Origin of the sequence: Enterococcus aquimarinus (assembly GCF_001885765.1) — a bacterium.
GTDB lineage: Bacteria > Bacillota > Bacilli > Lactobacillales > Enterococcaceae > Enterococcus_I > Enterococcus_I aquimarinus.
Genome location: NZ_JXKD01000021.1, coordinates 1 through 12,338, shown reverse-complemented (window position 1 = coordinate 12,338; position 12,338 = coordinate 1). Strand labels below are relative to the sequence as shown.

General features: G+C 41.5%; 9 protein-coding genes. 8 read left to right on the top strand and 1 reads right to left on the bottom strand.

Annotated features, from left to right (window positions below; genetic code table 11):
- Window position 1: 1 nt before the first annotated feature.
- On the bottom strand, window positions 2-751 hold the full coding sequence (locus RU93_RS10955; RefSeq protein WP_071875673.1) for a DeoR/GlpR family DNA-binding transcription regulator: 750 nt from the start codon (window positions 749-751) through the stop codon (window positions 2-4).
- Between the two features lie 188 nt (window positions 752-939).
- Between RU93_RS10955 and pcrA the strand changes: the two genes are divergently transcribed.
- The 8 genes from pcrA to rlmD all read left to right on the top strand — a co-directional run.
- On the top strand, window positions 940-3,183 hold the full coding sequence (gene pcrA / locus RU93_RS10950; protein ID WP_071875672.1) for a DNA helicase PcrA: 2,244 nt from the start codon (window positions 940-942) through the stop codon (window positions 3,181-3,183).
- 16 nt (window positions 3,184-3,199) lie between these two features.
- Window positions 3,200-5,218 (top strand): NAD-dependent DNA ligase LigA, encoded by a 2,019-nt coding sequence (gene ligA, locus RU93_RS10945; RefSeq protein ID WP_071875671.1) that lies wholly within the window; start codon window positions 3,200-3,202, stop codon window positions 5,216-5,218.
- Window positions 5,215-6,312: a CamS family sex pheromone protein gene (locus RU93_RS10940; RefSeq protein WP_071875670.1), complete on the top strand. Its 1,098-nt coding sequence runs from the start codon at window positions 5,215-5,217 to the stop codon at window positions 6,310-6,312. Before ligA ends, RU93_RS10940 begins: the two co-directional genes overlap by 4 nt.
- 339 nt (window positions 6,313-6,651) lie before the next feature.
- Window positions 6,652-6,957, top strand: coding sequence for an Asp-tRNA(Asn)/Glu-tRNA(Gln) amidotransferase subunit GatC (gatC, locus tag RU93_RS10935; protein ID WP_071875669.1), 306 nt, complete (start codon window positions 6,652-6,654; stop codon window positions 6,955-6,957).
- Window positions 6,957-8,426, top strand: coding sequence for an Asp-tRNA(Asn)/Glu-tRNA(Gln) amidotransferase subunit GatA (gene gatA, locus RU93_RS10930; protein ID WP_071875668.1), 1,470 nt, complete (start codon window positions 6,957-6,959; stop codon window positions 8,424-8,426). Before gatC ends, gatA begins: the two co-directional genes overlap by 1 nt.
- Window positions 8,426-9,856 carry an Asp-tRNA(Asn)/Glu-tRNA(Gln) amidotransferase subunit GatB gene (gene gatB / locus RU93_RS10925; RefSeq protein ID WP_071875667.1) on the top strand — a complete coding sequence of 477 codons (1,431 nt, stop codon included), beginning with the start codon at window positions 8,426-8,428 and terminating at the stop codon, window positions 9,854-9,856. Before gatA ends, gatB begins: the two co-directional genes overlap by 1 nt.
- 10 nt (window positions 9,857-9,866) lie before the next feature.
- On the top strand, window positions 9,867-10,883 hold the full coding sequence (locus tag RU93_RS10920; protein WP_071875666.1) for a diacylglycerol kinase: 1,017 nt from the start codon (window positions 9,867-9,869) through the stop codon (window positions 10,881-10,883).
- Between the two features lie 123 nt (window positions 10,884-11,006).
- The coding region (gene rlmD, locus RU93_RS10915) for a 23S rRNA (uracil(1939)-C(5))-methyltransferase RlmD (RefSeq protein ID WP_071875665.1) at window positions 11,007-12,338 on the top strand (1,332 nt) is incomplete at its 3' end.

The following is a 12,338-nucleotide window of genomic DNA, read 5'->3' as shown; positions in this document are numbered from 1 at the left end:
TTTATACCTCCGTTACTTTTGTTTGTTTTTTAAGTGTTTTAAGATAGTCTTTCGGACAATTGTCAGTTAGGATCATCGCTTGTTTGAGTGGCAGCACTTGGACGAAGCTTCGTTGCTTGAATTTTGAGCGATCAGCAAGGACAAAAGCCTCTTGACTTTGGCGAGCAGCTGTTTTTTTGATAATTGCTTCTTCCGTATCCGGTGTCGTGTAACCCGCTTGCTCGTCGATTCCATTCATCCCTAAGAAAGCTTTATCAAAATACAATTGTTGCAATTGCTCGACCGCAGTTGGACCGACAATGGCATTGGTCGTGCGTTTTAACGTGCCCCCTAAAATCATCGTCTCAATGCCTCGTTCGAGTAATTGAAGCGCGTGGGTCACAGAATTGGTTACGACTTTTAAAGTCGGATCTGTTGGAAGGTAGGGGATCATCTCTAAAGTAGTGGAACCAGCATCTAAAAAAATCGTATCGCCTTCTTTAATGAGCGTCCCGGCATATTTAGCAATTTTTTGTTTTTCGATCAGATGTTGTTGACGTTTTTCAGCCATCGAAGCTTCATGATTTAATTGTGTTTTTCGTTGCGCGCCACCATGAACACGAAGGAGTAGTTTTTGATCTTCGAGAAATTGTAAATCTCGGCGAATCGTCGACTCTGAGGTTGCTAAGGCAGCGGAGATTTCATGAATCGTAATGGTTCCATGTGTCTCTAAGTAGTTTAAAATAAACTGATGTCTTTCGGTTGTAAGCATTTTCAAACCTCCTTCTAAAGGTATATTAGCATAGAAAAGAAGAACAATCAATCAAAAACAGTCAAATATGAGCAAAATCAGTCAAAAATTCAATCAAAAGAATCTGATTTTTAATGATTGTTCCCTTTAAGGAGAAATCGGAAAATGCTATACTTGATGGGATATCAGGAGAAAGGATGTTGATATGAATGTCATCCAAGAAATTGTTACTCGATGGAATGAATGAAAGACAAAAAGAAGCCGTTCAAACGATTAACGGTCCCTTATTACTAATGGCCGGAGCCGGAAGTGGAAAAACACGGGTATTAACCCATCGAATTGCTTATTTAATTGAAGAAAAAATGGTGAACCCCTGGAATATTTTGGCCATCACCTTTACGAATAAAGCCGCAAAAGAAATGAAATCCCGGGTTACTGACTTATTAGGAACAAAAGGAGAAGACGTTTGGGTTTCGACATTTCACTCGATGTGTGTCCGCATTTTGCGAAGAGAAATTGACCAAATTGGCTATTCAAAAAATTTCACGATTTTAGATTCTTCTGATCAATTGACGCTGATGAAACGAATTTTAAAAGAAGCGAATCTAGATCCGAAAAAATATGACGCTCGTAGTTTCTTATCCACGATTTCCAATGCGAAAAATGAGATGTTAACCCCAAAAAAATATGAAGCCTTACAAGGGGATTACTATCAACAAATCGTCGCAAAGTGCTACCATCGCTATCAAAAGGAATTACAGCGCAACGAATGCATGGACTTTGATGATTTAATTATGAATACGATTCGTCTATTCCAAGAAGTTCCCGAAGTCTTAGCTTATTACCAGCATAAGTTTCAGTATATTCATGTTGACGAATACCAAGATACCAATCATGCACAGTATACTTTGGTTAATTTATTGGCTGCTCGTTTTCGTCATTTATGCGTCGTGGGAGATGCCGACCAAAGTATTTATGGCTGGCGTGGAGCAGACATGCAAAATATTTTAGATTTTGAAAAAGACTACCCGGATGCGCAAGTGATTTTATTAGAGCAAAATTATCGCTCGACGAAAACGATCTTAACAGCAGCCAACCAAGTCATTGGCAATAATCGTCAAAGAAGAGAGAAAAATCTTTGGACCCAAAATGCCCAAGGAAAAGAAATTACCTATTATCGTGGACAAAGTGAACGCGAAGAAGGCCAGTTTATTGTCAGTCAAATTGGCAAAGAAGTGCAAGAAGAGAATCGCAAATTTAGTGATTTCGCTGTTTTATATCGCACCAATGCGCAATCACGAGCGATTGAAGATGTGTTATTAAAAGCCAATATTCCTTATACAATGGTCGGCGGGCACAAGTTCTATGACCGTAAAGAAATTAAAGACCTCTTAGCATATTTGAATGCCATCGCCAACCCGAGCGATTCGATTAGCTTGGAACGTATTATTAATACACCAAGACGAGGCGTCGGTCCAACCTCGCTGACCAAATTACGTCAATTCGCGGAAATGCACGACTGGACCTTGCTTGAAGCAGCCAGAGAAGCAAGTCTGGCGAATATTTCGGGTAAAGCCGGCCAACAGTTACAAGCGTTTGGAACAATGATGATGGATTTCACTCAGATGATTCCTTACTTATCCGTTACAGAACTCACAGAACAAGTCTTAGAAAAAAGTGGTTATTTAGAGGAACTCAAAATTCAGAATACGCTCGAATCTCAAGGGAGACTTGAGAACTTAGAAGAGTTTCTAACCGTCACACAAGAGTTTGATAAACGCTATGAACTTGAAATGAACGATGCGACCGCAACAGCCGAAGACCGGTTAATTATTTTCCTAAATGACTTAGCTTTACTTTCTGATATCGATTCGTATGAAGAAGAAAGTGCACAAGTCACGTTGATGACGTTACACGCTGCCAAAGGACTAGAATTTCCAGTCGTCTTTTTAATCGGGATGGAAGAAAATGTCTTTCCGTTGTCACGTTCATTAATGGAAGAAAAAGATCTGGAAGAAGAACGCCGCCTCGCCTATGTAGGGATTACCCGCGCCGAAGAAAAGCTGTATATCACGAATGCATACTCACGCGTTCTTTATGGTCGTAGTCAGTACAACCAACCGTCGCGTTTTATTAGTGAAATCGATGATGCTTTGTTATCAGCACAAACCTCTCGTCCAGCTGCAACAAGATCATATGGGCAACAACCGCAAGTTTTAAAACCGGTCTATCATCAATCGCCTACACGCCCGGCATCCACGAAGAAACAAGCCTCGGGAGCTGAAGGCGTCGACTGGACGATAGGCGATAAAGTTCAGCATAAGACATGGGGACAAGGAACGGTAGTAAAAATGATAAACGAAGGCAAAGATAGTGAACTGTTTATTGCCTTTCCCCAACAAGGTGTCAAGCGCTTGTTAGCCGCTTTTGCACCGATTGAAAAAATAAATTAGTAAAGGAGCGCTTTTGATGACGCTACAAGAAGAACAACTTCGAATCATTGAGTTAGTCAGACAATTAAACCAATATGCCCACGAGTATTACGTTCAAGACCGACCAACTGTCGAAGATTTCGTCTACGATAAACTGTACCAAGAATTAGTGGATTTAGAAGCCAAGCATCCTAGTTTAATTCAGGAAGATTCGCCGACCCAACGAGTGGGCGGGATTGTGTCAGCTGGGTTTGAAAAAGTCACGCATGAAATCCCGCTTTATAGTTTAAACGATGCTTTTAGTGAAGCGGATCTCGTCGCTTTTGATCGCCGGGTTACGAGAGTACTAGGCTACGCGCCTCGTTACACGTGTGAGCTGAAAATTGATGGCTTGTCGATTTCGCTACGCTATGAAAACGGCAAGTTCGTTCGGGGTGCCACACGTGGCGATGGCACAATTGGTGAGAATATTACCGAAAATATCAAAACGGTCCGTTCGATTCCCTTGGAACTCACGCAACCTTACTCGATGGAAGTGCGCGGCGAGTGTTACATGCCAAAAACGTCTTTCGTCCAACTAAACCAAGGTCGCGAAGAAGCCGGTCTGGAAGTCTTTGCGAATCCGCGGAATGCGGCGGCTGGAAGTTTACGTCAACTTGATTCCAAAGTGACAGCCCAACGTCAGTTAAGTAGTTTTATTTACACGGTCGCCGACGCAGGGATGTTGCACGTCACTAATCAAGAAGAAGCCTTGAAAGAACTTGGTACGCTCGGATTTAAAATCAATCCAGAATCGCGTGTTTGCGAAACAATTGAAGAAGTTTGGGCTTATATCAATGAATATCAACTCACTCGGAGTGAATTGCCCTATGATATTGATGGCGTCGTGATTAAAGTCAATGAATTTAACGCACAAGACAACTTAGGATTTACCGTCCGTGCTCCGCGTTGGGCGATTGCGTATAAGTTTCCTCCAGAAGAAGTCGAGACGACAATTGAAGCGATTGAGTGGACAATTGGGCGCACTGGAGTGGTTACCCCAACCGCTGTGATGACACCGGTGAAAGTCGCTGGAACGACCGTTAGTCGCGCTAGTTTGCATAACCGCGATTACATCGAAGCCAAAGACATTCGTCTGAACGATCAAGTCGTCATTTATAAAGCCGGTGATATTATTCCAGAAGTCGCGTACGTCATCACTGACAAACGTCCCGCGGATAGTCAAGTCTATGACATTCCGACTCGTTGCCCTGTTTGTGAAAGTGAGCTCGTGCATTTAGCAGAAGAAGTTGCGCTACGTTGCGTGAATCCGAAGTGTCCTGCGCAAATGAAAGAAGGGTTAAACCATTTTGTTTCACGCAATGCAATGAATATCGACGGATTGGGTCCAAGAATCTTAGAACAGTTATTTGAAAAAAATCTGGTGCACGACGTCGCCGATCTATACACCTTAACGGAAAGTGATTTCTTACAATTAGACAAAGTAAAAGAGAAATCAGCGAATAACTTTTTAGAGGCCATCCAAAAGAGTAAAGAAAACTCAGCCGAACGCTTGTTATTTGGACTAGGTATTCGCCATGTCGGCGCCAAAGCTGCGAAAATTTTACTGGAACATTTTGGTGATATCGTTACGTTAAGCCAAGCATCAAAAGAAGACATTGCCAATCTTTATTCCATTGGTCAAGTCATTGCGGATAGTGTCGTGAATTACTTTGATCATGATGAAGTTCGAGAATTAATTGCAGAATTTCAAGCAGCCGGCGTTAATTTACGTTACCTTGGGAAAACAGCAAGTGATCTCGCAACGATCGATTCCGTCTTTAAAGACAAACGTATCGTCCTGACCGGGAAATTAAGTCATTTCACACGTGAAGAAGCCAAAGCGAAGATCGAAAACTTGGGTGGCACGATTGTCGGAAGTGTCTCGAAAAAAACGGATTTCGTCATTGCAGGCGAAGAAGCCGGCAGCAAACTAACAAAAGCCACTACCTTAGGAATTACGGTTTGGACAGAAGCCGAAATGGTCGCGGCTTTAGAAACGGAGGGGCAAGGATGAGGATAAATCTCCAGAAGTGTCTGTTCGCGATGGGTGTTTGCTTGTTGGCAGGTTGCGGTAATATTGAAAAAGAAATCAAACCTGTTCGCGAGGAACAACTCGCGAATCAAACGATGACCACTGGGCGAATTGACTATTCCGTCTACCAAAGTGTCTTGCAAGATGGAACGTATCAAACGAGTCCCATCCGTGGCTTAACAGCGAGCGGCTTACAAAATGGCTACAATCAAAAAAACTTTGAGCGAGGCTTATTACGATTATCCCATCAAGCTTTTTCAGCGGAAGATTATTATTTTAAAGAAGGACAGGCACTTGATGAAGCAACGGTAAAAGCTTGGTTAGGTCGAGAGTCCGAAGACAATCCGTTAGGGTTAAACGCCGCTGATTCGAATACGCCGTTAGTCTTCCAACAACTTTTAGCGTATGACTTCATAAAAGCCGATGGCAACACACTTGGTGGCGTGAGTTTAGGATTTGCGTTTAATCGTTCGTTTACGCAAGACGGCACGACAATCGACATTTCGCTTGAAGCAATGATGAAACAAGTCCATCGCTCCGTCAGTGCTGTCCTAACCAGAATGCGTAAAATCGCAGGGTATGAAAACATTCCAATCCAAGTCAATATCTTTGAACAAGCACCTGCTAGCCAATTGACGGGCGGACAATTTATTTATACGGCAATCAGTGAAGCAGGCGGACAATCAATCGATGAGTACGAAGAAGTCACAGAAAGTGTGCTCTTGCTTCCAGTATTCGATAGCGTGCAAAATCTTGCGACGGATAAAGGCATCAATCAAAGCTTCTTAACGTTTAAAAAAGCGGTGCAAAAGGCGTTTCCAGATTTAGTCGGTGTGACAGGTTTTGTTTGTTTTGTAGAGGAAGAAGTCGTCGATCTCACGATTAAAATTGATTCGAAATATTTTGGCCAATCAGAAATAGCGAGTTTTACGCAATTTATTGGGAAACAAGTCGAAGTCATGTTTGCAGAAATTCCAGGTAATGTGAGTGTCGAAGTCAGTGCCGTTCATGTACCGCAAGCGGTGATTACGCGCCCAGCAGGCAGTGAACAAGTGACCTCCCACATCTTTGAATAGCGTCTTTGAATCCGTTAAACGGTGAAAGACGCGCAATTAGGAGTCAAACAATACTGGTGTGATCGATCAAAGCACTCACCAGTATTGTTTTTCCTGCGTATAGACATGTGATATCGATGGATGAAAAGGCGTTTTAAAAGGCGAGGTTCTCGACGAAAAAGACGTAATCTTGAAAAGTTCTGTAAAGTAAATGAAAAAATACGGATAATCATTTCAAGATGAAGGATAAAATGATACAATATAGCGAAAAGAAAATGTTACAACATATCGAAAAGAAAATGTTACAACATAACGAAAAGAAAATGCAAATGTGCATGGAATGATAAGAGGGGGATAATATTGGCAATTAGTGCAGAAGAAGTAAAACATGTCGCTAACCTATCAAAATTGTCTTTTAACGAAGACGAGTTACAAGATTTTACGGTCCAATTAGGAAAAATCATTGATATGGTAGAAACGTTAGCTGAAGTAGATACAACAGATGTGGCATTCACCTCAAACGTGACGGATTTAATCAACGTCATGCGTGAAGATGTAGTCGCACCAGGCTGGGATCGAGATGAATTAATGAAAAACGTCCCTGAATCAGAAGATGGTTTCATTAAAGTACCGGCAATTATGGATGATGGGGAGGCCGGAGCCTAATGACAAAATTGTATGATAAAAGTTTAGTGGAGTTGCATGATTTACTTGTCTCAAAAGAAATCACAGCAACTGATTTAACGCGGGCAACATTTGACCGCATTAAAGAAACAGAACCAACTGTCGATGCGTTTATTACGTTAAATGAAGCAAAAGCGCTCGATTTAGCAAAAGCACTTGACCTAAAAGGCATTTCTGAAAGCAATGTTTTAGCAGGTATCCCAATTGGGATTAAAGATAATATTGTCACCAAAGATTTATTGACAACCGCTGCTTCAAAAATGTTGTATAATTTTACACCAATTTATGATGCAACGGTTATGGATAAAGTCTATCAAGCAGACATGATTCCTGTTGGGAAACTAAACATGGATGAATTTGCGATGGGTGGCAGTTCTGAAACGTCTTATTTCAAATTAACGAAAAATGCATGGGATCAAACGAAAGTACCAGGTGGTTCTTCAGGTGGTTCGGCCGCAGCTGTTGCCGCAGGTCAAATTCCGCTTTCACTTGGAACGGATACGGGTGGTTCGATTCGTCAACCGGCAGCCTTTAACGGTATCGTCGGCATGAAACCAACATACGGCCGTGTGTCACGTTATGGATTAATTGCCTTTTCATCTTCTTTAGATCAAATTGGACCGTTAACACGTAGCGTACAAGATAACGCATTTGCGTTAAATGCAATCAGTGGTTATGACGAAAAAGACGGGACTTCTGCGGGACGTTCAGTACCAGACTTCACGGCGAAATTAACCGGTGAAATGAAAGGCATGCGCATTGCCTTACCTAAAGAGTACTTAGGTGAAGGGATTCAACCTGAAATTAAAGAAGCCATCTTAAAAGCAGCGGAAACATTCCGTCAACTAGGGGCAACGGTTGAAGAAGTTAGCTTGCCACATTCAAAATATGGCGTAGCCGTTTACTATATTATTGCTTCATCTGAAGCAAGTACGAATTTACAACGATTTGATGGCATTCGTTTTGGCTATCGTTCAGAAGATGTGCAAACACTCGAAGATGTTTATATCAAATCACGAAGCGAAGGCTTTGGAACAGAAGTAAAACGTCGCATCATGCTTGGTAGCTTCTCATTAAGTTCAGGATTTTACGATGCGTACTTTAAAAAAGCCGGTCAAGTTCGGACGTTGATTAAACAAGACTTCGATCAAGTCTTCCAAGATTTTGATTTAATTATTGGTCCGTCAGCACCTAACGTCGCTTACGGGATTGGCGAAAACATTAATGATCCACTCGCGATGTACTTAAGTGATTTATTAACGATTCCAGTCAACTTAGCAGGCTTACCAGGAATGTCGATTCCTGCTGGTTTTTCAGAAGGCTTACCGATTGGCTTACAAATTATCGGAAAACATTTTGATGAACAAACGATGTATCAAGCGGCTTATGCCTTTGAACAAGCGACTGATTTTCATACGAAAAAACCAGTGATTTTAGGAGGAGGTAAATAATGAACTTCGAAACAGTCATTGGGCTAGAAGTCCACGTGGAATTAAAAACAAATTCGAAAATTTTCTCACCAGCTCCGGCACATTTCGGCGCAGAACCAAATAGCAACACCCACGTAATCGATTGGGGTCACCCAGGAGTGTTACCGGTCGTGAATAAACAAGCGGTCGAATATGGGATGAAAGCAGCGTTAGCTTTAAATTGTGAGATCACCAAAGACATGTACTTTGACCGTAAAAACTACTTTTACCCAGATAATCCAAAAGCATACCAAATTTCACAAGATGAAAAACCAATTGGTAAAAATGGTTGGGTTGAAATCGAAGTCAACGGGAAAAAGAAAATCATCCGGATTGAACGCGTCCACTTAGAAGAAGATGCTGGGAAAAACTTACACGGCAAAGATGGCTATTCGCATGTTGACCTGAACCGTCAAGGCACGCCTTTAATTGAAATTGTCTCAGAAGCCGATATGCGTTCACCAGAAGAAGCGTATGCTTTCTTAGAAACTTTACGCGCGATTATCCAATTTACCGGTGTTTCGGATGTCAAAATGGAAGAAGGATCAATGCGCTGTGATGCGAACATTTCCTTACGTCCTTATGGCCAAGAAGAATTTGGGACAAAAGCTGAGATTAAAAACTTAAACTCTTTAAATTTTGTGCGTCGCGGTTTAATTTTTGAAGAAAAACGCCAAGCGAAGATTTTATTATCAGGTGGCCAAATTCAACAAGAAACGCGCCGTTTTGAAGAAGCAACCAATAGCACGAGCTTAATGCGTGTCAAAGAAGGCTCTGCCGATTATCGTTTCTTCCCAGAACCAGATATTCCACGTTTTGATATTAGTGACGAATGGATCCAAACGGTCCGTCAAAGCTTACCAGAAATGCCACAAGCCCGTCGCACTCGTTACATTGAAGAATTAGGACTGCCTGAATATGACGCAATGGTCTTAACGTTAACACGTGAGATGTCTGATTTCTTCGAAGCAACTATCAAAGCGGGCAGTGACGTCAAACAAGCGTCGAACTGGTTAATGGGTGAAGTTTCTGCTTATTTAAACAGTGAAAAATTAGAATTACATGAAACAAAATTGACACCTGAAAATTTATCAGGCATGATTAGTTTAATTGAAGATGGCACCATCAGTTCAAAAATCGCGAAAAAAGTCTTCCGTGAGTTAATTATGAACGGTGGCGATGCGAAGACTGTTGTGAAAGAAAAAGGACTCATTCAACTTTCTGATCCAAGTCAATTACTACCAATCATTAATGACATTTTAAATCAAAATCAACAATCGATTGATGATTTCAAAAATGGAAAAGACCGTGCTGTCGGGTTCTTAGTTGGTCAAATTATGAAAGCGACGAAAGGGCAAGCAAACCCAGGAGTGGTCAATAAATTATTACAAGAAGAATTAGCAAAACGCTAAGAGGTGTAACATGAAAAAAGCGCGTGTCATTTATAATCCAGTAGCAGGCAAAGAATTGATGAAGAAAAATTTGGCGGATATTCTTGATGTGTTAGAACAAGCAGGTTTTGAAGCCAGTGCCTTTGCCACCACCCCAGAAGAAAATTCGGCGAAAAACGAAGCACGACGCGTCGCAGAAGCCGGCTATGACTTAGTCGTCGCAGCTGGTGGCGATGGGACGATTAACGAGGTGGTTAACGGCATCGCTCCTTTAGAGAAACGACCGAAAATGGCGATTATCCCGGGAGGCACGACCAATGACTACGCTCGCGCCTTAAAAATCCCCCGTGATAATGTCCGCGAGGCAGCCAAAGTCGTTTTGAAAAATCAAACCATTAAAATGGACATCGGAAAAGCAGCCGATTCTTACTTTATTAATATCGCTGCGGGTGGCCATTTAACGGAACTGACCTATGAAGTACCGACTGAACTAAAAAGTATTTTTGGTTATCTTGCGTATTTAGCAAAAGGTGCGGAACTGTTGCCGCGGATTAAACCGATTCCGATGCATCTGAAATATGATGACGGGGTCTATGACGGAAATGCGTCCATGTTTTTCTTAGGATTAACCAATTCAGTCGGCGGCTTTGAGCAAATTGTTCCCGACGCCAAGTTAGACGATGGTAAGTTTTCCTTAATTATTGTCAAAACCGCCAATGTTTTTGAAATCTTGCATTTGGTTGGATTGCTCATTAATGGCGGCAAACATGTCAACGATCGACGAATTATTTATACGAAGACATCCAAATTAGAAGTGAACTTACCGGATCCAAACAAACGACTCATGATCAATTTAGATGGTGAGTATGGTGGCGATGCTCCGATGACGTTCGAAAATTTCCATAATCATATTGAGTTTTATGGCGATCTTGATGCCATTCCGAATCAAGCGGTTATCGGTAACGCTTATGAAGAAGTCAGTAAAGAGTTTCTTGAAGAAGTGGAACGACTCCAAGAATCTGAATTTGAGTCACCTATAGAAGAATAACAAGAAAGGAAATATGAAAGAGATACTTTTGTTTTCTCTCGTATTTCCTTTCTTGTTGCCATTTAACGAAAAGTTTTCTAAAATAGAAGTAGTAACGCGCGAAAAGCGAATAAGGAGAAAAAAATGAATCCCATTAATTTAAAGAAAAACCAAGAACTAGAGGTCGAAATTATCGACTTGTCCCACGAAGGATTAGGCGTGGCTAAAGTTGAGAACTATCCGTTGTTCATTGAAAATGCCTTGCCAGGTGAACGAGTAAAAATCAAAGTCATCAAAGTCGGTAACCGTTTTGGCTACGCTCGTGTTATTGAAATGCTTGAAACGAGCCCTGATCGTCAAGCCGTTGCGAATGAAGATTTACTTCGCACGGGTATCGCTCCACTTAGTCACTTAGCGTATGATAAACAATTAGCCTTTAAACAAGAACAAGTCGAAAAAGTCATGGCAAAAATTGCCAAAATGCCAAATGTCGAAGTTCGTCCAACTGTTGGCATGGAAAATCCAATTGCCTACCGCAACAAAGCCCAAATTCCTGTTCGCAAACTTCAAGGAACATTGGTTACCGGTTTTTATCGTAAAAATAGCCATGAAATTCTACCGATTGAAGACTTTTATATTCAAGACCCAGCCATCGACGAAGCAATTATTAAAGTCCGTGGCATTTTAGAACGTTTTAATATCACCGCCTACAATGAAGAATTCAATGAAGGTTTCTTGCGCCACATTATCATTCGTCGCGGTCATTATACGCATCAAATGATGGTGGTCCTTGTGACTCGTCGCGCTAAATTCTTTAAAGGACAAGAAATTGCCGCAATCATTAAAGAAGAAATCCCAGAAGTTGTTTCTGTGATGCAAAACATTAATGAAGAAAAAACCAATGTCATTTTAGGTGAAAAAGAAAAAGTCTTATTTGGACAAGACTACATTGAAGATCAATTATTAGGCAATACGTACCGCATTTCTTCAAAATCTTTCTACCAAGTTAACACTGTTCAAGCCGAAGAACTATACAAAAAAGCCTTTGAATTAGCCGAATTAAAACCAACGGATGTTGTAATCGATGCCTATGCAGGAATCGGTACGATTGGCTTAAGCATTGCAAAAGACGTCCGTCACGTTTACGGGATGGAAGTTGTCGAAGAAGCCGTAGCCGATGCGAACAAAAATGCCGAAATCAACGGCATCGAAAATGCTACTTATTTAGTAGGAAAAGCCGAAAAAACAATGAAACAATGGGAAAAAGCCGAAATCGCCGCTGATGTTGTCTTCGTCGATCCGCCACGTAAAGGCTTGGAAGCATCCTTCATTGAAGCAACATGCGAGATGAAACCTAAGAAAGTCATCTACATCTCATGTAACCCAGCAACAATGGCCCGTGACCTCGTGTTATTCAACGAAAAAGGCTACAAAGCGAAAGTTGTCCAACCCGTTGACCTATTCCCACAAACGCAC